The organism is Paenibacillus xylanilyticus (assembly GCF_047246825.1).
In the GTDB taxonomy this organism is placed as follows: domain Bacteria; phylum Bacillota; class Bacilli; order Paenibacillales; family Paenibacillaceae; genus Paenibacillus; species Paenibacillus xylanilyticus_B.
The window spans coordinates 812,075-837,630 of the sequence record NZ_JBFOLB010000001.1 but is presented as its reverse complement, the minus strand read 5'-3'; the positions used below and the strand labels follow the sequence as shown (position 1 = coordinate 837,630).

Sequence of the window (25,556 nt, the reverse complement as noted above, 5' to 3'; positions counted from 1 at the left end):
GAGAGCAAGATGAAATAAAAAAGCGACCTGCTTAAGCAGGTCGTTTTTTTATTGGGAAGTTTGAATAGAAACAATTTTCCCATAAAGCCACATCTGGTCTCACCTTCAAGCCTCATAACATTCAGACTACGGAAAATTAGAACAAAATGCGTTTAACCCTCTAATTCATATACTGGGAATATACGGATTCGGAATAGGTAATATGCGGATATAATGCTTGTCAGACATAACGTATCCAGATAAACTACATATGCAGATCTAATTTATTGTTCGGTGAATTGTTTATTTCATTGGAGGTTTCCGCGTTGTCGACGAAGAGAAGATTTACGATACGCTCCAAAATTCTGTTGGGCTATCTTGTGGTTGTGTTGTTATTCGGTGCCGCCTTGCTCGTTTTATCGGCTCAAATTAATGAATTGCAAAAAGAAAACGATTTTATAAGCCATCATGACCTGGAAGTGCATAATCTGACCAATGCCATTGAGAAAGATGTTCTCGACATGGAAACCGGACAGCGAGGATTCATGCTTACAGGAAAAGACAGTTACCTGGACCCTTATAATCAAGCGCTTTCGGAGTGGAATTCGAATTATGATCAGCTGTACGGGCTGATTAGTGATAACCCCTCCCAGCAGCAGAGTTTGCAAACGATTAAAACCCATATCACACGCTGGATTGAAATTGCAGGCGAGCCTTCTATTGAATTGAAGAGACAAGGTGATCAGGAAAAGGTGGTTTCGTTTTTTCAATCCGATCCCGGTAAAAATGAAATCGATCTACTCCGGGCTCAACTTTCAAGTTTTCGCAATACAGAGATTGCCTTAACGGAAGCCCGGGTAAACAGCCTTGCTGAACGCAGCTCCACGCTGCTTACGATCATGTACTCCTTATGGACTGCGATTGCCGCATTCTCCATTGTAGCAGCTATTATACTTTCCGGTAATATTGTCAAAACACTACGTGAAGTCAAACAAACCATCAGCGATATTTCAAAGGGCGGCAACCTGACAGAGCGGATTCATGTGCGAACACAGGATGAAGTGGGTGACCTTGGTCGTGAGACCAACCTATTGCTGGATAAGGTGCAGCAACAGAATCGGGTGAAGGATCAGATTACAAGTATCGCCACTCTCTTGCAGAATCCCAACAATCTCGAGGGACTGTCACGCCTGTTCCTGAATCAGCTTGCCATCCTGCTGGAAGTTCCCTACGGTATCCTCTACTATTGGAAAGATAATCGGCTGCTTCGTGTAGCTGCGTATGCGGCGGACGGGGAAAAAGAGCGCTCTCTTGGCGAAGTGTCCCTGGCTCCAGGCGAGGGACTCGTAGGTCAAAGCGCAGTAGAAAAAAGGATAATGCGCATGAACGATTTGCCGCAGAACTATATCCGAATCTCTTCCGGGTTGGGCCATGCATCTGCAACATCGCTAACAGTGGTGCCTGTTATCTTCGAGGGCCGAACCATAGCGGTGGTTGAGCTCGCTTCATTAAAACCTTTACAGGAGAATGAACTGGATCAGCTTAAGGAACTAATCGAGATATTTAGTGTTTCCCTTCATTCGACGGCAACACGTATGGAATTACAGCAGTTATATGATGAATCCCAGGTTCTGAATGAAGAGCTGCAGGCTCAGTCCGAGAAACTTCAGGCACAAACCGAGGAGATGCTGTCGCAGACAGAGGAACTGCAAATGCAGACGGAAGAGCTGCATATATTAAACGAGCGTCTGGAAGTGCAAAAAAATGCAGCTGAAACGTCTGCCAGCGAGCTTGCCAATGTGGCAGATCAGCTGCGGACCAGTTCGGGATACAAATCCGAATTTTTGGCTAACATGTCACATGAACTTCGTACTCCGCTTAATAGTATGTTAATACTATCGGAGATTCTGGCCGAGAACAAACATCAGCACTTGAGTAGTGAAGAGCAAAAATATGCATCTGTTATTCATACATCCGGTAAAGATCTGCTTAATCTCATCAATGATATTCTCGATTTGTCCAAAGTGGAAGCCGGAGAGATGGACATTGATCTGGACGATGTTTATCTCAACGTGCTGCCAGAAATGATGAATCAGTATTTCCTGAAAACTGCCGAGCAGAAAGGAATCGACTTCCGTATCCAGATGCAAGGCGATTTGCCGGAATTCATTGTGACGGATGAAATGCGCTTGCATCAGATTTTAAGAAATCTGCTCTCGAATGCATTCAAATTCACGCATGAGGGTGAAGTGGCCTTGACCATCTCCAGAATGAATCTGGCAGGCTCTGAAGCAGGGGCGGCGGAAACGGAAGTGATTGCATTCTCGGTTAGTGATACAGGGATCGGTATCCCGGACGACAAGCTGTTACAGATCTTTGATGCATTCAAGCAGGCTGATGGAGCTACTGCACGCAAATACGGCGGAACGGGGCTGGGGCTGTCCATCTCACAATCGCTCGCGACGCTGCTGGGAGGTTCCATATCTGCGACTAGCCGTGAAGGGCAGGGAAGCGTATTTACCCTGTTCTTGCCATTGAAACGGGAGGAGCCGGAAATGGCGAGCACTTCAAGACTGTTTTTGAACGAGGTAGCGACAACAATGCCTGCAGCAATGATGGACTCCTTTTCAAACTCATCGCAAGATGACATTTTACTTACCCCTCTGGAAGAATCGTTGTTGAATGGCCGTCAAGTTCTCGTCGTGGACGATGATATCCGCAATGTTTATGCACTCGCCAATGCACTTGAACAGTATGGCATGCAAGTCATTACTGCACAGAATGGGTATGAATGTCTGGAGATGCTGGAACGCGGGGAAGCCAATCCTGATATCATTTTGATGGATATTATGATGCCGGAATTGGATGGTTACGAAACCACGCGTCAGATTCGGGAACGATTGAAGCTCACTCAGCTGCCGATCATCGCATTAACGGCCAAAGCCATGAAAGAAGATCGTGATAAATGTATCGCGGCAGGAGCCTCAGACTATATTAGCAAACCGCTAAATATCAAAGAGGTATTGTCCCGGATGAAATTATGGCTAAGTCCGGAAACACTTGGAATTTGAACTTAAAAATCGTAAATTGAGCATTCCAAAATGAAAATATAAAACCTATGACAGTTTGCAGAGCCAAGGCTGCGACGTTGTCATGGGTTTTATTTTTTTCTCATGTAAGCTATAAAATTAAAAATGATGTTATAATACTTAACAAATCATACGGTTTTCTCAAAATGGAAAGCATGAAATCGCAAATTTGAGCTTGTTTTTCCATGATAAGAGTAAAATATAACTTCGTTAGTTATATATATGGGAGGTAGTGTCCATGCAACTTACGGTTAAAGAGGCTTTACAGGTATACCCGTTGTCCGAGGCCAGACTGGTTGCCGGCGGGGAAGGGACTTCACGGATGATGAAATCCGTTAATGTCATGGACGCTCCAGATATAGCGGATTGGATTAAATCCGGAGAATTATTATTCACAACCGCTTTTATCATGAAAGACAATGAGACAGATGCGCTGCGTTTAATGCGCCGCCTGAATGACCGCGGCTGTGCTGGGCTCGGTATTAAGCTTGGGCGTTTCTGGCAGTCCATTCCGCAAGGGATTATTGAGGAAGCGGATCGTCTGCGCCTGCCACTGTTGGAACTGCCGTTTCAATTTACCTTTTCCGATCAGATGAATGCCTTGTTCAAAGCGGAACACGAACGCAGCCACAGGTTGCTCCATGAAGTCGTGCAAAAACAGAAAAAACTGATGCAGTTTGCATTGCAACAGCAGCAGCATCGTAATGTATTTGCAGAGCTCGCGACGGTTTTGAATTACCCGCTGGCGGTCATTGGTTCACGGGGGCATGTGCTCTATGGTAGCGATGGCATTGCTGGTGATGCGTTGGCACAGGGCTGGCCATGGAAATCCGTCATGCATCGCGTGAAATGGAATCAGGGCAGTTGTCATCGTGTTCCGATCAAGCAAAATGATGAAGAATACGGGTTTCTGCTTGTGTTTACAGACTCGGCGCTCTCTCTTCGAGCAGAGGAAGAATTATTCCAACAGGCTGCGGACGTACTGGCGTTTTATATGGATATGACGTATCGCGAACACATTAATCCGACCGTACAGGACGAGATGCGTACCCTGTTAACCCAGTACCTCGATAACAAAATGACTGTAGAGGAATTGACCAGACTTAGCGAGAACAAAGGCGTTCATCTGTTCCAGGGTACGTATCAATGTGTACTCATTACACTGGAACCTTCAGTTTTTGCCGAAGGAAAATTGCTGAAACAAATTCATCGGGAATTGCAATACAATCCACTCATGCAGTTCACAGCTTCGCAGCATTTTCAGATGGAAGACGGGATCCTGTCCATTTATACATGTCCGACCGGCCGAGACTATGGCGAAGAATTATCAAGTTTTCTATTGAGCCGCTTCGCGGATGTGTTATCTGCCCAGGAGGCAAAAGGGGCATCTGCTCCGCGGTTCTGGATCAGCAAGATGAAGCATGAGCCCAAATCACTGCGTGAAGCTTATCAAGAGTGTCTGGATACTCGGCAATTGGCTCGCCGCTTCGGGATGAAAGACCGTGCGCTCCAGTTCGAGATGCTGGAGTTCGCCTATGTGTTCCAACATGTCCCGGATAACATTATGGAGAACTACTGCAATAAGGTACTGGAGCCCTTACTGGCCAGAGACGGCGATCCGAACCAGGTATTGATGAACACGCTGGAATCATTTATTGAGAATGACGGACTTATCAATGAAGCTGCCAAGCAGCTGTTCGTGCACCGGAATACCATCACCTACCGAATGGAGAAAATCGGAAGCCTGCTTCAGATGGATTTCAAGAAAACCAATGACCTTCTAAAATTAAAGCTGGTATTTACGTTCCGCAAGTTTGGTCGTGATAAAACAACAGCACGAGCATAAGTTCTGCAATAACTAAATGTTGGATAAGTCCAGATGAAGTGATCCAAGGCGAAAGGCATGCAAGGAAAATGGTTTTGTGCATCATCACAATAACATCAATATAGAGCAATAGACCGTGCGCCCCTTACAGGGTGTACGGTCTTTTTTAGGTTTTATGACATGTAAGTCCTGAATCCCGTGCATAGATAACAAATCCCTATTGTGATGTTATGTTATATTACAAAATTGCGTAAATATTATTGCTGCATCCTATCTTGAACCTTAAAATGAAAAACATCAATCTACAGAAGACCGGAGGTTCTAACATGAGCGATCTCATTAAACTCGTTAACAGCTGGTCTGTCACGCAGTTCGTGCATACCTTTGGTGGATTATTTGAGGAATCACCGTGGGTGGCGGAACGTTCCTGGACTTTGCGACCCTTTGATTCAATGGAACACATGATAAATGTAATGAAAAATGTAGTCGAAACATCCGAAGACAAGGTCATACTGCAGCTGCTTCGCAACCATCCCGATCTTGGAGCAAGGATTAGCATGAGCAGCAATTCCGTACAGGAACAAGCCGGTGCTGGACTTGATTCGCTCTCCCCGGAGATGTACAGCGAACTGAGCCAATTAAACAAGGAATATACAAGCCGATTCGGCTTTCCGTTTATATTAGCGGTGAAAGGTCATACCGCTCATTCCATACTCGAATCCATACGTCAGCGTAACGGTCGAGGTCGGGAAGAAGAATTTCAGACGGCTCTGAAGGAAGTATTCAAAATTGCATCCATTCGTCTGGAGCAGTGGCTGGCACAAATCGGCCATGAACATGAATTGGTGTCGAAAACTGCTGCAATGCCAAAACGAACCATGTATTACGGCAAAGGGGATGTATGGGTGTACCGTTCCTACGCCAAACCCCTGACCGGCATCAGTCCGATTCCGGAATCCCCTTTTACCGGGCGAAGCAACATTCTGTTTGGCATGAACATAAAGGTAGCTGTGCAGGGAGATGAATTTTTGCCTTCTTTTACGGAAGGAGATAATTCTCGCGTTGTTGCCACGGACTCCATGAAGAATTTTATTCTCAAACACGCTACGAGCTACACCGGTGCTACAGTTGAAGGCTTTCTTGCTTACGTCAGTCAGCGGTTGCTCGAGACGTATCCTCAGATGACGAAGGTACAGATGACGGCAGATCAGATTCCTTTTGCAGATGTCCCCATCGGGATTGATGGAAGTTATCGATCGAGTGCGCTGGTATTCCGGTATTCCCAGAATGATCGGGCCACAGCCGCATTAGAGGCAGAACGAAATGGTCAACAAATTGAATTGAGTAATCATTTCAGTGGTGTGGCCGATCTTCGATTGATCAAGGTCAAAGGAAGTGAATTTTCCGGATTTATCCGGGACGAATATACAACTTTGCCTGAGGCGATGGATCGTCCGCTGTTCATTTTCCTGGATATCAACTGGCGTTACGACGATCCCAGAGATGGAATGGACGATTCCCGTGGACGTTACGTCGCCGCGGAGCAGGTAAGTGATGTAGCTGCTGCTGTTTTCCATGAATGCCATTCTGCATCCATTCAACACCTGCTGTATCATATTGGACTTCGTCTGTTGAAGCGGTTCGGGCAACTGAGTGAAGTCTCTTTTGAATCCAACAATCGAACTTGGGAAACGGTGCTTGAGGAAGTGAAAGAAGGAGACGGGAAGGTGTATACCGAGCCCAGACCGCCTTATGGCTTCCAGGGTTTCTCCATGACAAGAAATGATCTCGAATCAGTGGGTGATGGCTCCGAGAGAGAGGGTGGATCATAATGTCAGCAGCAGGAGGACGGATAACAACGCATGTGCTGGACACATCCAAAGGAGTTCCGGCTGCGGGGGTTCGAGTTGAGCTGTATGTTTTGCACAAGGATGAAGAGAAGGAGTTCAAGGTGAAAGTGGCTGAATCGGTCACCAATGGTGATGGCCGTCTGGACGTACCGTTGCTGGATGCAGGTAAGCTGGAGCAGGCCGTGTATGAGCTTCATTTCGATGTTGAGGATTATTATGCGCAGCGTTCACTCGAAGAGTTAGGGCAGGCATTATGGACGGTGGTACCGATTCGTTTTGCCGTATCCGACGCAGCGAGCCATTATCATATTCCTTTATTGATCGCTCCAGGAGGTTACAGTACATATCGGGGAAGCTGAAGAGATTCGAACGCTGGTTCTGACGCAGGGGAGGGCATCCAAATGACAAAGTACGATTCAATCATCCGGGGGGCCCGGGTTGTGTTAAGAGATCATGTTGATGAACTGGATATCGGTATTACAAATGGGAAAATAACGGCTCTGTCAGCGCATCTGAAGGCGGATGATGGAACTGAAATCATAGAAGCAGCTGGTTTGACGGCCATGCCTGGCGTCGTGGATATTCATGTTCATTTCAATGAACCGGGACTGGCAAGCTGGGAGGGATTCCGCTCCGGATCGGCTTCTCTCGCTGCAGGTGGGATTACAACCTATGTCGATATGCCGTTAAATGGTGTGCCCCCAACAACAAGTCCGGAGGCGTGGGATAAGAAAATGAAAGCAGCCAAAGGACAGTCCTATGTTGATTATGCATTTTGGGGCGGGCTTGTTCCCGGTAATCGACAGCAGCTGGCCCATTTAGCCCAGTCTGGTGCAGCTGGATTCAAGGCTTTTATGTCCGAGCCGGGCGGAGAAGGGGAAGACATTTTTGCGAGAGCGGATGACCATACGCTTTTGGACGGAATGCATGAGATTGCCAGGCTAAATCGCGTACTCGCTCTTCATGCAGAAGACGAAGGAATGGTTGCAGAGCTTGGCGCAAGAAGTATAGCCGAAGGAAAGACCGGGCCAATGGATTATGTACAGTCCCGTCCGGCAAAAGCTGAGGTCTTGGCAGTGAACAGGGCGCTTCAATACGGAGAACAGACCGGATGCCCATTACATTTTGTGCATATCAGCACGAGAGAAGCATTGGAATTGATTGCAGAGGCCAAGCGACGTGGGCAGGATGTTACCTCGGAAACTTGCCCGCATTATCTGACACTCACGGACCAGGATGTTGTTCAATTGGGCGCTGTAGCGAAATGTGCCCCACCACTCCGGAGCCGTGCTGAACAAGAGAAGTTATGGGATGCACTGGCATCGGGACTCATTGATGTAATTGCATCGGATCATTCTCCGTGCCCGCCATCCATGAAACAGTCCAGTAACTTTTTCGAAATATGGGGCGGCATTTCCGGCGCGCAGAGCACATTGCTGATCATGCTGGATGAAGGATATCTTCGCCGTCATATAAACTTGCCTTTGCTCGGAAGGGTTCTCGCTTTACAGCCTGCCAGGAGGCTTGGGCTTGAGAGCAAAGGGGAAATTGCCATCGGCAAGGATGCGGATCTGGTGTTGATTGATTGGAATAAAAGTACCACATTGAAAACGGAAGACCTGCTATATACCCACAAACAGAGTCCTTATGTTGGACGTACGTTTGCCTGCACCATTGAGGAAGTATACTGCCGGGGCTTGCGAGTGTACGGTGCAGAAGAAGGGGTGTCCCATGAACCTGCAGGACAATTTATTGCTGCTGGCTCACATGGCATGATTGGCATGCGCGGAACGGAGGGAGCATCATGACAGAGTTTGGAATGTACTTGGCATCCGGTACGGAAGAGCCGATTGTTCCTTTGCCCCAATTGGCAGAAGTGAAACTGCAAACCATGCTGGATTGGCTGTCGACGTTTGGTGCCGATGCCAAGGGCGGGGTTACTCGCCTGCTGTACGACAAAGCCTGGTGTGAGGCGCAGCATGCATTGGCTGCACGGATGCAGGAGAAGGGATTGATTCCCGAATTCGACCAATCAGGTAATCTATATGGCACGCTAAGAGGCACAGATTCTGAAGCAGGTGTTGAACACCTCCCCATTGTGACCGGATCACATATCGATTCTGTCGTGTACGGCGGCAAGTATGACGGAGCCTTAGGGGTAGCGGCGGGGGTACTCGCCCTGGAGTACTTGCAGCAGCAATTCGGGGCACCAAAACGTACGCTTCAAGTTGTATCACTTTGCGAAGAGGAAGGAAGCCGGTTTCCATTTGCCTATTGGGGATCTCGAAGTATAACGGGTGTCACCTCTTTTGAAGAGGTTCAACAGTTGAAGGACATAGACGGGACTTCATTTGCACAAGCGATTCGTGAAGCTGGATTCGGACCGGACAGCAGCTACAGAGCGGCTGCTCAAAAATACGGTGCATTTATCGAACTTCACATCGAACAAGGCCAGGTTCTTGAACGGCTGGGTCATTCAATCGGCATTGTTTCCGATATTGTAGGACAGAAGCGATTTAGCATTACAGTCAGCGGTGAAGCCAATCATGCAGGAACTACACCCATGTCCTGGCGGAAGGATGCACTTGCAGGTGCAGCCGAGATGATCACGTCGGTTAGAAGGATTGCTATGGCAGCGGGAGAACCGCTCGTGGCAACCGTTGGGCGAATCACCGCTGAACCTGGTGTAGGAAATGTGGTTGCTGCGCGTGCCGTATTCTCTCTTGATATTCGTCATATTCGGCAGGGGAGCATAGACCGCTGCTGGCATGATATGCTCCAGGAGTTTAGCCGGATAGCATCAGAACTGCAACTGGAACTGAACTGGGAAGAGCACCTGTCAGTTACTCCGATTCCAATGAACGAACAGATCACATCGGATATTCAGAAGATCTGCGAGCAGGAGCAATTGTCTTATATCCATATGCCAAGCGGGGCCGGGCATGATTCACAAATTTTCCAGCCAGCTTGCCCGACAGCGATGATCTTTGTACCAAGTCAGGCCGGAATTAGTCATAATCCACTTGAATATACAGCTGAGGAGGACTTGATGCGAGGTTTTCGGGTCCTGGTTCAGCTACTCTATAAATACGGTTACGGGAGTTGAGTGAACATGTCCAACTATAGAGAATTGTCCCCGTCCTTGCGAACGATCATGACGCCGGGGCCAGTTGAAGTCGATCCAAGAGTTCTAAGGGCATTGTCCTTCCCGATCCTGGGACAGTTCGATCCGGAGTTCACTTCCCTGATGAATGAAACGATGGCCATGCTGCGTGAGTTATATATGACCAATAATGAATGGTGCTATCCGGTGGACGGGACGTCCCGCTCAGGCATTGAAGCTGTGCTGGTCAGTCTGATTCAGCCAGGGGATAAAGTACTGGTTCCCATTTACGGGCGATTTGGACATCTGCTTGTGGAAATATCGGAGCGCTGCGGTGCTGATGTTGTATTTATTGAAACAACGTGGGGCTCGGTATTTGATCCGGAAGAGGTAATCAAGGCTATTCATGTCCATAAGCCAAGCCTGGTCGCAATGGTTCATGGGGAGACATCCACTGGACAGATGCAGCCACTTGCGGAGATTGGCAAAGTGTGCCGAGAATTGGATATTCTCCTTGTCGTTGATGCGGTCGCTACAATAGGCGGTACACCCGTCGAGACGGATGCCTGGCATCTGGATGCAGTGATGGGTGGAACGCAGAAGTGTTTGTCCGTTCCTTCCGGAATGGCACCATTAACGTATAACAGCCGCGTTGAGAAAAAACTGATGAGCCGCAAAACCGTCGAACGAGGACTCCGTGACGCAACAAGCGCGAGGGCAATAGGGCGAACCATTGCAAGCAACTATTTCGACCTGAGCCAGCTGCAGGATTATTGGAGCTCGGCGCGTTTGAATCATCACACGGAAGCAACTTCGATGCTCTACGGTCTTCATGAGGGGCTGCGCATTCTGCTTCAGGAAGGACTGGATGCCCGTTTCCAGCGGCATCGGATCAATGAACGCGCGCTGGTAGCCGGAATTCAGGGTATGGGACTTCAGCTGTATGGAGACCTGAGCAGCAAACTTCCAGTAGTTACGTGTATTAACATTCCGGACGGCATCGACGGAGAATCGGTCCGGAGTATGCTTCTGGAGGATTTCGGGATTGAGATCGCCAGCTCGTTCGGACCATTGAAGGGGAAAATCTGGCGGATCGGCACGATGGGTTTCAGCTGTCAGCGCAAAAATGTACTGCATGTGCTTGGTGCTCTGGAAGCCGTGCTGCTGCGTCACCGGCATGGATTACCTGCTGGTGAGGCGGTGCAGGCAGCACTGGACGTTTACGCGGGGAAGGAGGGAGCCTTATGCTAAACCACATGCCCGTTTCCAGAGAGGTGATGGTCACCTCTCCGCACTACCTGGCGAGCGCGGTTGGAAGCTCGATTCTTCAGAAAGGCGGTAACGCTTATGATGCAGCCATTGCCGTGAGCGCTGCTCTTGGCGTAGTTTATCCACACATGACCGGACTTGGAGGCGATGCCTTCTTCCTCATCCACGATGGAGCCAGCGGTGAGATTACCGCCTACAACGGGAGTGGTCGTTCAGCGGCAGGCATCCATGCCGACACGTTCAAGGCGATGGGCATGAATGTAATTCCTCAGCGCGGAGTGCTCAGTGCAATTACGGTTCCAGGAATGGTGGATGCTTGGTGGGAAGTCTGGTCCCGCTACGGCAAACTGCCGTGGGAGCAGCTGCTTGAACCGGCAGCGCGGTATGCAGAGCAGGGATGCCCTGTATCCCGCAATCTGCGCCTCTGGTTGGAACGAGATGAAGACTTCATTATGGGGCACACACCGCTGCGAGCGGTATTTGCCCCTTTTGGTACACTTTTGCAGGAAGGTGAGCTACTCGTCCAGACTGAACTCGCCGCCTCCATTCGCCTGATTCAGGTGGGGGGACGGGATACTTTTTATACAGGAGAACTGGCAGACCGCTTAACTTCGGCTATTCGCGAGGATGGCGGCATGCTTGCACCACAGGATTTTGCAGTTCACAAAGGGGAGTGGGTGAAGCCTGTCAGCACCGGGTACCGTGGGTATGAGGTGCACCAGATGCCGCCCAACTCGCAGGGCTTCTCCATGCTGATGATGTTAAACATGCTCGAACATATCGATCTGTCTTCCGTAGCACGCACTTCACCGGAGTTCTATCATCTGATGGCCGAAGTGGTGAAAAAGGCATTTCGTGATCGTGATCGATATCTGACCGACCCGGACTTTCGGGAGATCCCGCTGAATCATCTGTTATCCAAGACTTACGGGGATGAGTTATGGAATGAGATCCAGTCTGCTCCTCCGGTAGCACAGCCTTTTTTGTCTAAGACGATTGGGCAGGATACAGCCTACGCGGCTGTTGTTGATCAGGATGGCAACGCCGTTTCGTTTATTCAAAGTCTGTATTTTGATTTTGGCGCAGCCTATATTCCGGGAGACACCGGTGTGATCATGCAGAATCGGGGGTCCTTTTTCTCCCTTGATCCGATGGATGCCAATGTGCTTGAACCGAATAAACGCTCTTTCCACACCCTTATGCCGGGGCTTGTCACCCGTAACGGAAAACCTTATATGCTCGTAGGTACACAAGGTGGAGAAGGACAGCCTCAAACGCAGTTATCCGTACTCACGGGTGTACTCGACTATGGCCTTAACATTCAGGAAGCCATCGGTCTGCCGCGCTGGGTGTACGGACGCACATGGGGCGAAGAAGGTGACACCATGCGAGTGGAAAACCGTTATCATGATGACGTATGCGAGATGCTCGCCCAGTGGGGGCATAACGTGGAAGTCAGAGCGCCTTGGGATGACATTATGGGGCAATCGCAGGGCATCGTTATCCGTGAAGATGGCATGATCAGCGGGGCTGCTGATCCCCGAGGAGACGGCATGGCTATTGGGTGGTAACAGCGGTTAGATGGTAGGTTGTTCCGACCTCGCATTGGTGCAGAGTAACAGAACAGAGACAGATACGGATAGGGGAGATTATCATGGGAACAATCCTGCTGAAAGGCGCTCAGCTCGTCACGATGAATGCAGAAGAAGACGTATTTACAGGAGATCTGCTGATTGAGGATAACAAAATCAAAGAAATCGCCGAGCATATCGACGTTCAGGCAGATCAGGTCATTGACGCTCGTGGCAAGGTGCTGCTGCCAGGTTTTATTCAAACGCATATTCATTTGTGCCAGACACTCTTCCGCGGCCGTGCGGATGATCTCGAGCTAATGGATTGGCTGAGGCAGCGGATCTGGCCGCTTGAGGCAGCACATGATGAGGAATCCGTCTATTATTCGGCGATGCTTGGACTCGGCGAATTGATTTCGAGTGGAACAACGACCATATTGGACATGGAAACCGTACATCATACGGATTCGGCTTTTCAGGCGATGGCACAGAGTGGCATTCGGGTTATTTCAGGCAAGGTCATGATGGACCATGGCGATGAAGTCCCTGAGCCGCTGCGTGAAAATACAGCAACTTCGCTGCAGCAAAGTGTCGACTTGCTGGAAAAATGGAACGGCTTTGGAGGCGGACGTATTCAATATGCCTTTTGTCCACGATTCGTCGTTTCTTGTACAGAAGAATTGCTGGTAGAAGTACGTGATCTCTCGAGCAAGTACCATGTGAAAGTGCATACGCATGCTTCGGAGAATCGTGGCGAGATTGAATTGGTCGAACACGAACGCGGCATGCGTAATATTGTCTACCTTGATCATATCGGTCTGGCAACTCCGCGTCTGGTGCTTGCGCACTGTGTGTGGCTGAGTGAAGAGGAAAAGGAAATTATTCGCAAGCGTGGTGTAAAAGTGACCCACTGTCCAGGGTCGAATATGAAATTATCCTCTGGCATAGCTGAAATTCCAGACCTGCTCAACCGCCAGATCGCTGTAGGTATCGGCGCCGACGGTGCACCATGCAACAATAATCTGGATATGTTCCAGGAGATGCGCCTGACTGCACTGATTCAAAAGGTTCCCCATGGATCAACAATTATGGATGCACGTACAGTGCTGCGCATGGCAACCATGGGTGGTGCCGAAGTGCTTGGTTTGTCGAAGGAAATTGGCAGTTTGGAAGTTGGCAAAAAGGCAGATATGGTGCTATTGGATCTGGATGATTTCCATACGTACCCTTCCTATGAGACGGATGTCTATTCCCGCGTAGTTTACTCCGCAACTCGAAGCTGTGTGGACACAGTCATCATTGATGGAAGCATTGTGCTTAAAAACCGCAAAATCCAGACGATCGACCGTGGCATCGTACTTCGTGAATCGGATAAGAGCATTGCACGTTTGATGAAAAGAATCTGACCTACACAGCGTTTCAGAAAATCTGTAAGTTTGAGTTGATGTAAAGACTATTCGGAAAGGTGGAGACGAATATGGATATGCATGATCTGTGTACAATTGCGGCCCGTGAAGCACGCTGTGTACTTGCGACGGCGGTCAAGGTGGAAGGTCATGCTTACCGTAAGCAGGGGGTCTCTATGCTCTTGACCGAAGATGGCAGGATGTATGGCAGTATCAGTCCCGGGTGTCTGGAGAGTGATCTTCAGGCACGTGTAGAGCGTGTGCTGGATACAGAACAGATGGAATTTGTCGAATATGACATGCGTCCTGAGGACGATCTCTCCTGGGGCGAAACGATTGGCTGCGGAGGCTTAGTCATCATTATGCTTGAACCTGTCTGCAGTGAGCTAAGGACCGTAATATCGGAAATGCACGCGTGTTTCCAATCTGGCTCTGCTGTAGAGTTGACCCGCACCTTTCTGGATCAGTATTCCTACATTCGGTATGGGTGGAAACGGATTATTTCAATAGATGGGAAACATGATTTATCCTTACGTCCATTGCTCGTGACCAACGGGGGCGGTACAGCAAAGTCCGGCCGGCCGCTGACCAATGAACAGGATGCCTTTACAGATGATATAGATAGCACGATGGATTCGAATCCGGATCGAGTCGATACGCCACATCTTGCTCTTGTCCCAGTCCCCTTGATCGATGCATCCAATGTGTCTTCTAGTTCAGCACCAGCAGAACGTGAGAAAACCGGGGGATCAACTGAAGCTGATGATTGGAACCTGCCGCCGCAGATGACTACGCTATACACACCCAAACCTCGTCTGATTATGATCGGAGCGGGTAATGACGCCATTCCTGTAGCCAGGCTTGCCAGAGCAGCAGGATTTCGCGTGATTGTAGCCGATTGGAGAGAGGGCTTGTGTACTGCTGAACGATTCCCGAATGTTGAGATCGTCCTTGGTTTTCCCCATGAGATCATACCTGTGCTGGATATAAAAAGCGGGGATTACATCATTCTGATGAGCCATCAGTTCCCGCGTGAACGCGAATTCCTGGAGCTGATGTTGGACTGTGACTATTCTTACCTCGGCATTATGGGGTCCAAAACACGGACAGCACGCCTGCTGAAAGATTTGCCGCCACTTCCGAATGTTCACTCTCCCGTTGGCCTAAGTATTGGAGCAGATGGTCCAGAGGAGATCGCCATTAGTATTGCTGCCGAACTGGTCGCCTGCAGACGTGCTGTGTCCAATGGTAATCGTCCAGTCCAAAGGGGGAATATACATGCGAGTGACGGGCATTGTGCTCGCGGCAGGTAGGAGTACCCGCCTTGGACGAGATAAGTTATCTCTTGCCATGCCGGATGGGAGAGCATTGGCAGCCTGGTCACTACAAGCGGCATTGGATTCTGAGCTGGAACAGGTCATCTGTGTTGTGAAACCGGAGGATTCCTTGGCATGGATTCCCGAAAACCTGCTTAACTCAGCTTCCTACAGCTACAGGCCGGAGGCTGGACTTCGAATTGCTCTTTGTACAGATTATGCTTGTGGCATGGCGGCATCACTTCATTGCGGCATAAAGGCAGCCATGGAATACGAAATGGAAGGAGTTATGATTCTTTTGGGGGATCAACCTTTATTGAGGGCACAGGATATTAATCAGGTATCTTCCGCCCTTGCTGCGAACAGACTGGCTGATTATGCAGCTGCTGCGGACAGTGAGGGAAGCAAGCCGCCTGTAGCCTTCCGCTCCCATATGGCAGGACACCTCCGATCACTCCGTGGGGATGAGGGTGCCCGCAAAATTTTGCGTAACGCCAAATACACGGGTATACAGGTAGCTTTGCCTGAGTTCTGTTTCTGGGACGCTGATACCGAGCCGGAACTAAAACGCATTATGGATTTTGTAAGTGAGTCAAATCAGACGAATTAATGTTTGTGTAGGATATGAATCCTTAAATAATACTGAACAGAATAAGATTCCTTATGGATTATATCTTGACATGAATAGGTCATCCAGGCAGTTGGGGTGGCCTTTTTTTGTGTTACTTGTATCGTTCTTAAAGAAGACAAGTGTGAGGTTTTGGTCGTAAATAATGCATCAAGCACAAAACACATGGCGTATTTATACATTTATCCAAAACGATGTGAAGGTAATTGACGTAGTTCCTTCAGTCCCATATGATTTGAAGAATTATTTGGATCATGCGGCATAAATTTGCGCCATGAGGCCACGCCTGGACGGAATGGATCCAGCGATGCCAAGGGTTACTTGGTGACATCCAACGTCCCGTAGATTGAAGAACAAGAGAGGGGATGGAACGATGGTTATACCAGCGTATGGATCAGGAGCAATGCCATCGGTATGGCAGCCTGGAGATCTGGAAGAACTCCAAATGTTGAAGAACAGGTTGAAGGGACGCTATTGTTTCGCTGCAGGTGCAACATTGCTGCGGACCCAGTGGGAAGGCGGCCTGGTCCCCGCACCGGAGCATATGATTAGCCTGGCTCGTATTCCGGGTGCAAGCGGAGTACATGTTGATGGAGACCGAATCGTCATCGGGGCTCTGACCCGATTGAATAGTTGTGCCAAGGACAGGTTACTGAGCCAGCTGCCATTACTGCAAGAGGCTGTGAACACGATAGCAGCCCCTTCCATTCGGAATGTAGCAACAATCGGCGGCAATATTGTGTCAGGAGTCGGGGATACCCTTCCCGCATTGCTTGTATACAACGCAGAGTTGCATTGGATGACGGACGCAGGAATGGAGATCCGCTCTCTGGCCTCCTGGCTGAATGGTGGACGTGACGGCAGTCGCAATCCAGATGATGTGTTAATCTCCATCCATATCCCGATGAACATGGTGTCTGAATCAGATACGGATTTCCACACACCTGGTGAGAGAGAAATTGCATTTTACCGTAAGCTGGGTCGGCGGGAGACGTTCAGTGCGTCACTGGTGACGATCGCTTTTCACGGTGAGATAGGTTCAAATGGTCGATGGATTAAGGTTGCGATTGCGGCAGGCGGGGGTTCGGGCATGGCCATGCGCCTCCCGGAGTCGGAGCAATTGCTTCGCAGCGGAGAAGCTTCCATCATGCAAGCCACAGCTCTCGGAAGCACTGCTGCTTCAGAATTCGTGACTTATGGTGATGCATTTGCTAGTGAACATTACCGCAAGCAGACAGCTGGTAATATGTTGGGAGCTGGGCTGTGGGAAGCACTCCATAGGTAGAATTGAGGTTGTTCAATCCGAACAACGGTCAAGTGTAGAGTATTCCTTTATCGGATATAGATGGTTCAAAATTCATTGTTGAAAAGGGGAGAGAGACCATGCTGCTGAATCGGGAACATAGTGGTAAACGCTGGCATCTGCGACCCGATGGGGTTCCAAAAGTAACCGGGCAACTTCAATATCTGACGGATATGACTCTACCCGATATGATCCATGGAAGAGTGCTGCGCAGCACATACCCGCATGCCCGCATTTTGTCTATAGACACTACTGAAGCAGAGGCAATGGAAGGGGTATTTGCCGTTCTGACATCCAAGGACGTACCCGGATTGAATCGATTTGGCATCGCGACGCCGGATCAACCAGTATTTTGCGAAGATGTCGTACGTTATGTCGGTGATGCCATTGCAGCGGTTGCTGCGGATTCCCCGGAACGGGCGGCACTGGCCCTTGATGCAATCCACGTTGAGTATGAGGAGCTTACTCCGCTGGACAGCACCGAGGCTGCACTGGCCCCTGGCGCGCCAGAGTTGCATGCGCATGGCCCGGGCAATGTTCTCCATCGCACCGAGATCAAACGTGGAGATGCTGAGAAGGCCTTTGCAGCGTGTGAACATATCGTCACGGAAACGTACTATACGCCTCGTCAGATGCACGCGTATATGGAGACCGAAGGTGGTCTGTTTGTTCCAGATGAAGGAAGGCTTAACGTCTACGCAGCGACCCAGCACGGGTACAAAGACCGGATGCAGCTTGCACGGATTATCGGTTGTCCTGAAGAAAATATCCGTGTCGTATCGTCTCCCATTGGTGGCTCTTTCGGTGGGAAAGATGAACTGAACGTACAGCCTTATGGTGCACTTCTTGCCTTGAAAAGCGGGCGCCCTGTAAAAATGCACAATTCCCGCAAAGAATCCGTTCGTGCAGGTCTGAAGCGGCATCCGATGAAAATCGAAATGCAAACCGGAATCAGCCGCGAAGGCATCCTTCAGGCTCACCGGGTCCGCATTACAGCAGATACCGGAGCGTATGCCACGCTTGGAGCACCTGTGCTTAACTTCTGCACGGAGCATTGTTTAGGACCTTACTCCATCCCAAATGTGGATGTGGAGGGCGTGTCGGTGTATACCAATAATGGGCTCTCGGGGGAGTTTCGTGGATTCGGCGGCAATCAGGCTATCTTCGCGGTGGAAGGACAGATGGATCGGCTCGCGGAGATTATGAACATGGACCCCTGGGAGTTTCGGAGACGGAACATGAGAGTGAAGACTGACCTGGGACCACTGAATCAGCGGATTCTGGTTACAGATGGACTGTCACAAGTATGGGAAGCGATGGATCGCTCTAAGCTTTGGCAAAAACATCAGCATCCCCCGGCAGATCACTCTCGGCCCCCCTGGATCAAGCGCGGAGTGGGGGCAGCCCTCGCCATGCACGGTGCAGGACTTGGTTACGGCATTCCAGATCCGGCGGGAGGACGTCTATCCCTGAACGCCGAAGGCAAGATTGAGGCAGCATTCAGTTATGAAGAGTTCGGTCAGGGTCTGATAGCTACACTGGAAATTATGCTTTGCGATCTGTTTCAATGCAGCACTACCGATCTCAGCATCATCATTGGAGATACGGACCGTGTTCCTCACAGCGGATCGAGCACAGCTTCACGTTCAACAACCATGGCCTGGATGGCTCTGCAGCGATTACAGACACCGTTCCGTTCCAGAGTTCTGTCGGTTGCTTCTGCATTGTCAGGTATTCCGGTCGAAGAACTGGTAACAGGGGCCGGTGGCGTATGGCGCAAAGGTACGTTTCCTGAAGATGCAACGGACATAAAATCAATGCTGCATTCTGGAAGAGGGGGAGGACAGGAAGAACAGCCTGATGCAGCTGCTGAAACTTTAGAACCATCGGAGGATCCGACGGTAACATCGGGTTTAGTTATCCCCTATGCAGAGCTGGTGAAGCAGGGCGAAGTAGAAGAATGGATTTTTGATACTCATTTCGATTATCCGACCACCCCGGATAATGTAGTGGGTGGTCACTATTTATATACGTATGCGGCGGTTGCGGCAGAGGTGGAAGTGAATACCCTGACTGGCGAAGCCAAATTGCTCGATACACGCCATGTGGTAGCCGCAGGTCCTGTCATTAATCCGATGGGCTTCATCGGACAGATCGAAGGCGGGAGTGTGATGGCACTTGGTTTTACATTAACTGAAGATGCGGTCATGCAGGATAGTCGATATCTTACAACCAATCTGGACACATACCTGATTCCAACGATTCGGGATATTCATACCAACCTGGAGGTCGAGGCTATTGAGGACCTGCCGGAAGGGGATCCTTTTGGGCCAAGAGGGATTGGGGAGATCGGATCTGTGGCGCTTGCTCCGGCGATAACTGCAGCGATTCACCAGGCTGCGGGCGTTTGGGTGAACCGATTGCCCGTGCCGCGAGAACAATTGGTCAAACCGCTTGATGTACCTTTACAGGAAGGAGTGAGTCCCTCATGAGTGAGCCACTTGGAAACAGATGGACAGCTGTTGTGAATGGGGAAGAGAAGCAGCTGCATATTGCCCAAACGACCCGGCTTGTAGATGTGCTTCGGACTCATTTGAAGCTGACCGGAACGAAAGTATCCTGCGAAGTCGGTCGCTGCGGTGCATGCATGGTGCTTATGGATGGCGAGCCGGTCAATTCCTGCCTTGTCATGGCTTATCAATGTGAGGGAAGCGAGATTACGACCATTGAAGGGCTTCAAGGTGAGCAGCCAGACAGTCTTCATCCAATTCAGCAGGCTTTTGTTGAAGAAGGCGGTTTCCAATGCGGTTACTGCACACCCGGGATGGTCATTGCCACCAAAGCACTGTTGGATCAGCATCCGCAGCCTACGCAGGAGCAGATCGAAACGGGATTATGCGGCAATCTGTGCCGCTGCACCGGATATGGAGGTATTATACGGGCGGTGCGCAAGGCTGGGGAGAGCTGCAGTGAACCTTATTCATTATCTTCGAATGAAATTAAAAGTGAGCATACTATTGTTGTGCAACATGATTAAAGATTGGGAAAAGTTTAGACCAGAGAAGGTGTTCTCCTTTTCTGGTCTTTTTTGGGTTTGATTAACATGAACTTATGAATGATGTTCGAAGCTCGCGAACCGACAAACAGAGAGATCGAAATTGAAAAGGACAGATTTTGGTGATTATATTAACATAATTATTATTATGTAAACTGATTATTTTCAATGCCCCCTATAAGCAGTATCTATATTGCTAAAAGAAAATTAAAGACGGTCAAACCGATGAATGAGTGTGCTCTCATTCCGAAGTATACAAATCCAAGTTGCGGAATTTCATCTTAATATCCATTCAACACAGGGAGTAATCTTGCCAAAATCGTCTTGAAGTAAATCGTTTTCGCTGTAAGACCTGATAAAGGGTCTGCACCTAAGTAATATCAGCATTTATGTTGATTATCCATTGTTTGAGGAAATGAAAATAATAATTTCAGTCCATGTTAACCTGTACCCGAGAATAATCGAGTTTTGATCAAAAAACGGTATGGAAATTTTAGGTTTACTAACGTTAAATCATTGTTCTTTTATTAAAAAAGTCTTTAAAAAAAGAGTAAATTCCACAACTTATTAACTTCAAAATGTAAAGGTAGATATTACCATAAGCAGCGCTTAGACCTGATTATAGATCAATTTCATATGGATTTGCGATGGATTTAGCACCACTTTCAATGTATGCTTTTGAAAACTGGAAAGGAAGTGGGAAAAATGGAACGCGAACTGGCGTTGGAAATTGTCCGAGTAACAGAATTGGCTGCGTTAGCCTCAGCCCCCTGGATGGGGCGGGGTGACAAGAATAGTGCAGATGAAGCGGCTACTTTGGCCATGCGCGCCATGTTCGATTCCGTGTCCATTCGCGGCACGGTGGTAATCGGTGAAGGAGAAATGGATGAAGCACCCATGTTGTACATCGGCGAGGAAGTGGGTAACGCTGAAGGACCCGAGGTAGACGTTGCTGTAGATCCTCTCGAAGGTACAGAAATCGTGGCCAAGGGCCTGAACAACGCTTTATCGGTTATTGCAGTGGCGGGAAAAGGAAACCTGCTCCATGCACCGGATATGTATATGGAGAAGCTGGCTGTAGGTCCTGCTCTGGTCGGCAAGGTCAGCATCGAAGACCCGGTTGAGGTTACACTGGAGAAAGCAGCTGCCGCATTGAATAAAAACATCTCGGATCTGACCGTCATGATTCTGGACCGCGTTCGACATGAGAGCACGATCAAAACGCTGCGGAAAGTCGGCGTACGGATCAAATTCCTCAGCGACGGTGATGTGGCTGGTGCCATGGCGCCTGCATTCCCCGAGGCTGGTATTGACCTGTATGTTGGTTCCGGAGGCGCTCCTGAAGGTGTGCTGGCAGCCGCCGCACTCTCTTGTCTCGGTGGCGAGATTCAAGGCCGTTTAATGCCGGCCAATGCAGATGAGTTCCAGCGCTGCCTTCAGATGGGCATTGACAATCCTTACAAAGTATTAACGATGGAGGACATGATTGGCACCGAAGATGTCATCTTTGCAGCAACCGGTGTTACTCCAGGGGAAATTTTGGGCGGCGTACGTTATCTTGCTGATGACCGGGCCGAGACGGATTCGATTGTCATGCGTGCCAAAACCAAAACGATCCGTTTTATTCGTTCAGTACATTTCCTGCCCAATAAGGAAGTGCTGCACAAAGTAAGAGAGCTTCAGGCAACGCCGGAACCTTCGGATCGCATCCAGAGCCCGGCCAAAATAGTGGAGCAAGCCGAGTTTAGCCAATCATCCGTGGATTATGGTGTGACGACTTAAACATCCCTGAATCCCCTGAGTCTCAGGGTCACCTAACGAACGATCAGCCAGCTGGCAATAGGACACTTTTAGCAAATTGTCGGACGAGATTTTCGCTATATGATTAACCAAGACAGGAAGAGAATCTGCAGGTTCAGATTCTCTTCCTGTTTTATGTAAAAAGCATTGACAACGGTTACAACACATGAGAAAATGTACGCGCGTACATAAAATCATCTTCTACCAATAAACATCATAATTCAATAATGTAAGGGGGTGAAATCCATGGCATCCCGCAAAGAAGTGGCTGACTTCGCTGGGGTCTCCGAAGCTACGGTATCCCGTGTGCTTAATGGCGTTGGACCGATCAAAGAGGAGACTCGCCGCAAGGTATTGGAAGCTTCTGAGAAGCTTGGATATGTGCCCAGTGCAATAGCACGCAGCTTCGCCAGAAGCAAAAGTGGTAATCTCGGTGTTGTTTTACCCTATGTCCCGAAGGCACATTTGTTCTCCGCTTACTTTTTCTCGGAAATGCTCAGTGGCATTGGGAACAAGGCGAGAGACAGCGGCATGGACCTGCTCGTCATGTTCAGGTCACCTGGCGAAGTAATGAATTATGCCGACCTGTTCCGACGACAGAAAGTGGATGCCTGCATTATTCTCGGTGCCAGAGATGACCATGGAGAACTGGCAGCCATGCAGCAGCTTCAGGAGGAAGGACATCCTTTTTGTGTAATGAATCAGCATTTTGCAGACGAATCCTTCCTGGAAGTGGATGCTGATCATGTAGAGGGAAGCAGGCTTGCAATACGTCACCTTACCGAGCAAGGATATCGCAATATTGCTTTTCTCAACGGTCCGGACAGTTATTCGAACAGTCAGGAGCGGCTGCAGGGCGTTCAGATTGGGTTAAAAGAAGCAGGGATGGAGCTGGATCCTAGTCTGCTGTTTGAGGGAAATTACAGCAGAAGAAGTGGCGTGGAGGCGGCAGCCACGATTGCAGCGAGGCTAGACGAGATTGACGCGGTGTTTGCTGCAAATGATCGAATGGCTATCGGTGTTATGCACGGATTGCGTGAGCGCGGAATTAAGGTTCAGGATTTTCCGGCATTTGTCGGATACGACGATTCCGATGCTGCCGAGATGTCTGTTCCACCGCTAACAAGCGTCAGGGTTCCTTTTTATGAAATGGGGGAACTCGCGGTATCGAAGCTTATTCATGGATCTTCGGATGGAAGCGCTTCAACAAAAGCTTCAGGCTTGTCGTCCGAATGGCCAAGAGAATTATTACCTACGGAGTTGATCATTCGGACTTCGTCGATTCGCAAGTAGTCTAGAGCATGATTTACATTCCAAAGGAGGAAATAACCATGTCAAATCGTCTACGTGTCGGAATGGTTGGATACAAGTTTATGGGAAAGGCCCATAGCAATGCTTATCGCAGTCTGCCTATGTTTTTCCCGTCAGCCCCACTGCAGCCGGAAATGTCGGTAATTTGCGGTCGGAATGAACAGGGAGTGCAGGAAGCTGCGAGCCAGTTTGGTTGGTCCGAAAGTGTAACTGACTGGCGTGAACTGGTACAGCGTGATGATATCGACCTGATCGATATTAATGCACCAAGTGATGCTCACAAGGAAATTGCACTGGAAGCGGCACGCCAGGGTAAACATCTGTTTTGCGAGAAGCCGCTTGCCTTGTCGCTCGCCGATTCAAGAGAGATGCTTCAAGCAGCAGAGGACGCCGGAGTGGCCCACATGGTCGGCTTCAACTATCGCTTCTCCCCGGCTGTGCAGCTTGCCAAGGAGCTGGTGCAGAGCGGACGTTTGGGTAAAATCTATCATTTCCGTGCGTTTTTCCTGCAGGACTGGATTATGGATCCTTCGTTTCCGCTCGTCTGGCGCCTGCAAAAAGAAGTGGCTGGTTCCGGCTCACACGGAGACCTGGGAGCACACTTGATCGATCTCGCACGCTTCCTCGTGGGAGAATTCAAGGAAGTGATCGGTATGAGCGAGACGTTTATCAAAGAACGGCCGCTTGCTTCCGAAATGACTGGACTTAGTGCGAAAGGCAGCTCCAATGCTGATGCGCCGAAGGGCGAAGTGACTGTTGATGATGCCACACTGTTTCTGGCGCGATTTGCAGGAGGAGCGCTGGGCAGCTTCGAGGCTACACGTTTTGCAGCAGGTCACCGCAGCACCAATTCGTTTGAAATCAATGGCAGTCTGGGCAGTGTCCGATTTGACTTTGAACGGATGAATGAGCTGGAAGTGTATTTTACAAAAGATGAAGAGGATGTGCAGGGATTCCGCCGTGTCCTGGCTACGGATCCGGCACACAAATATGCCGAGGCCTGGTGGCCTGCCGGACATACGATTGGATTTGAGCACACGTTTACCCATGAAATGCTGGAACTGGTTACAGCCATCTCCGAAGGGCGGCAGCCTTCACCGAGTTTCCATGACGGGGTCGCTTGTCAGGCTGTACTGGAAGCCGTGGAACGTTCCGTCACAGAGCGGCGCTGGGTATCGCTTGAAGAGATGTGAGCAAGGGAAGGCAGAATGAATGCTGATACAAAAGGCATAAAGAAGAATTTGACCGATGTGCTTAAAGGCGAAGGCGGTACAGATGTAAAGCGACACCAAACTAACCGAAAGCGAGTGATTAGCGATGAGCAAGGCACTGATTGTATGGGGCGGCTGGGATGGACATGAACCGGAGCAGGTAGCAGCGATTTTTGAACGCATTCTGAAGGAAGAGCAGTTTGAGGTTGAAGTTTCAAATACATTGGAAGCTTATGCAGACGCAGAGAAACTGCTCGGTCTGGATCTGATTGTTCCGCTGTGGACGATGGGACAGATTGAACAGGAGCTGGTCAATAACGTATCGGCTGCCGTTCAGAGTGGCGTAGGCTTGGCAGGTATTCACGGCGGGATGTGTGACGCGTTCCGGAATAACGTGGATTGGCAGTTCATGACTGGCGGGCAGTGGGTTGCACACCCGGGTAATGATGGCGTGGAGTACACGGTAAACATCAAGCGCGGTTCGAGTCCGCTGCTGGACCACATCGAAGATTTTCAGGTAAAAAGCGAGCAGTACTACCTGCACGTAGACCCTGCAGTGGAAGTGCTGGCAACAACGCGTTTTCCTGTCGTAGAGGGTCCTCATTCAGCCAATGGACCTGTGGATATGCCTGTTGTATGGACGAAGCGCTGGGGTGCCGGCCGTGTATTCTACAACTCGCTCGGTCATCATGCAGACATTGTAGAGATGGAGCAAGTAACTGAAATGATGCGTAGTGGCTTCAGATGGACTGCGGCAGGTAAAGAAATTGCGAAGAACAACGCAGGGAAAGCAGCTGCAGTTTACACGGGAATGGCTGATAACCAAACTTAATTTTGCTT

At 49.5% G+C, this 25,556-nt stretch carries 18 protein-coding genes; all 18 read left to right on the top strand.

The annotated features are described in order from the left end of the window. The first annotated feature begins 305 nt into the window (after nucleotides 1-305). The 18 genes from AB3N00_RS03460 (at nucleotide 306) to AB3N00_RS03375 (ending at nucleotide 25,548) form a co-directional block, all read left to right on the top strand. Entirely contained in the window at nucleotides 306-3,050 is a 2,745-nt protein-coding gene (locus AB3N00_RS03460) for a CHASE3 domain-containing protein (protein WP_413033310.1), read from the top strand. Between the two features lie 256 nt (nucleotides 3,051-3,306). Continuing rightward, nucleotides 3,307-4,914 carry a PucR family transcriptional regulator gene (locus AB3N00_RS03455; RefSeq protein WP_413033309.1) on the top strand — a complete coding sequence of 536 codons (1,608 nt, stop codon included), beginning with the start codon at nucleotides 3,307-3,309 and terminating at the stop codon, nucleotides 4,912-4,914. A gap of 305 nt (nucleotides 4,915-5,219) precedes the next feature. After that, nucleotides 5,220-6,725 carry a factor-independent urate hydroxylase gene (gene pucL, locus AB3N00_RS03450; protein WP_413033308.1) on the top strand — a complete coding sequence of 502 codons (1,506 nt, stop codon included), beginning with the start codon at nucleotides 5,220-5,222 and terminating at the stop codon, nucleotides 6,723-6,725. After that, nucleotides 6,725-7,102, top strand: coding sequence for a hydroxyisourate hydrolase (gene uraH / locus AB3N00_RS03445; RefSeq protein ID WP_413033307.1), 378 nt, complete (start codon nucleotides 6,725-6,727; stop codon nucleotides 7,100-7,102). The genes pucL and uraH overlap by 1 nt, the downstream gene beginning before the upstream one ends. A gap of 42 nt (nucleotides 7,103-7,144) precedes the next feature. Beyond that, the gene (gene allB, locus AB3N00_RS03440; RefSeq protein ID WP_413033306.1) at nucleotides 7,145-8,551 is read left to right on the top strand and encodes an allantoinase AllB; all 1,407 of its coding nucleotides are present in this window, start codon (nucleotides 7,145-7,147) and stop codon (nucleotides 8,549-8,551) included. After that, on the top strand, nucleotides 8,548-9,849 hold the full coding sequence (locus AB3N00_RS03435; RefSeq protein ID WP_413033305.1) for a Zn-dependent hydrolase: 1,302 nt from the start codon (nucleotides 8,548-8,550) through the stop codon (nucleotides 9,847-9,849). Before allB ends, AB3N00_RS03435 begins: the two co-directional genes overlap by 4 nt. 6 nt (nucleotides 9,850-9,855) lie before the next feature. Then, entirely contained in the window at nucleotides 9,856-11,097 is a 1,242-nt protein-coding gene (locus AB3N00_RS03430; RefSeq protein WP_413033304.1) for a pyridoxal-phosphate-dependent aminotransferase family protein, read from the top strand. Then, nucleotides 11,091-12,686, top strand: coding sequence for a gamma-glutamyltransferase (gene ggt / locus AB3N00_RS03425; protein ID WP_413033303.1), 1,596 nt, complete (start codon nucleotides 11,091-11,093; stop codon nucleotides 12,684-12,686). The genes AB3N00_RS03430 and ggt overlap by 7 nt, the downstream gene beginning before the upstream one ends. 83 nt (nucleotides 12,687-12,769) lie before the next feature. Beyond that, entirely contained in the window at nucleotides 12,770-14,092 is a 1,323-nt protein-coding gene (locus AB3N00_RS03420) for a 5'-deoxyadenosine deaminase (protein WP_413033302.1), read from the top strand. A 71-nt stretch (nucleotides 14,093-14,163) separates the two neighbouring features. Then, the gene (locus AB3N00_RS03415; RefSeq protein ID WP_413033301.1) at nucleotides 14,164-15,405 is read left to right on the top strand and encodes an XdhC family protein; all 1,242 of its coding nucleotides are present in this window, start codon (nucleotides 14,164-14,166) and stop codon (nucleotides 15,403-15,405) included. Next, the gene (locus tag AB3N00_RS03410) at nucleotides 15,371-16,018 is read left to right on the top strand and encodes a nucleotidyltransferase family protein (protein WP_413033300.1); all 648 of its coding nucleotides are present in this window, start codon (nucleotides 15,371-15,373) and stop codon (nucleotides 16,016-16,018) included. Before AB3N00_RS03415 ends, AB3N00_RS03410 begins: the two co-directional genes overlap by 35 nt. A gap of 391 nt (nucleotides 16,019-16,409) precedes the next feature. Continuing rightward, nucleotides 16,410-17,321 carry an FAD binding domain-containing protein gene (locus AB3N00_RS03405; protein WP_413033299.1) on the top strand — a complete coding sequence of 304 codons (912 nt, stop codon included), beginning with the start codon at nucleotides 16,410-16,412 and terminating at the stop codon, nucleotides 17,319-17,321. Nucleotides 17,322-17,419: 98 nt separating this feature from the next. Continuing rightward, on the top strand, nucleotides 17,420-19,831 hold the full coding sequence (locus tag AB3N00_RS03400) for a molybdopterin cofactor-binding domain-containing protein (protein ID WP_413033298.1): 2,412 nt from the start codon (nucleotides 17,420-17,422) through the stop codon (nucleotides 19,829-19,831). Further along, nucleotides 19,828-20,376 carry a (2Fe-2S)-binding protein gene (locus tag AB3N00_RS03395; protein ID WP_413033297.1) on the top strand — a complete coding sequence of 183 codons (549 nt, stop codon included), beginning with the start codon at nucleotides 19,828-19,830 and terminating at the stop codon, nucleotides 20,374-20,376. Before AB3N00_RS03400 ends, AB3N00_RS03395 begins: the two co-directional genes overlap by 4 nt. Before the next feature lie 723 nt (nucleotides 20,377-21,099). Further along, entirely contained in the window at nucleotides 21,100-22,176 is a 1,077-nt protein-coding gene (gene glpX, locus AB3N00_RS03390; RefSeq protein ID WP_175398497.1) for a class II fructose-bisphosphatase, read from the top strand. Nucleotides 22,177-22,440: 264 nt separating this feature from the next. Further along, nucleotides 22,441-23,487 carry a LacI family DNA-binding transcriptional regulator gene (locus AB3N00_RS03385; RefSeq protein ID WP_413033296.1) on the top strand — a complete coding sequence of 349 codons (1,047 nt, stop codon included), beginning with the start codon at nucleotides 22,441-22,443 and terminating at the stop codon, nucleotides 23,485-23,487. Nucleotides 23,488-23,525: 38 nt separating this feature from the next. After that, nucleotides 23,526-24,698, top strand: a complete 1,173-nt coding sequence (locus AB3N00_RS03380) for a Gfo/Idh/MocA family protein (RefSeq protein ID WP_413033295.1) — start codon at nucleotides 23,526-23,528, stop codon at nucleotides 24,696-24,698. Between the two features lie 124 nt (nucleotides 24,699-24,822). Further along, nucleotides 24,823-25,548 (top strand): ThuA domain-containing protein, encoded by a 726-nt coding sequence (locus tag AB3N00_RS03375; protein ID WP_413033294.1) that lies wholly within the window; start codon nucleotides 24,823-24,825, stop codon nucleotides 25,546-25,548. Nucleotides 25,549-25,556 lie beyond the last annotated feature (8 nt).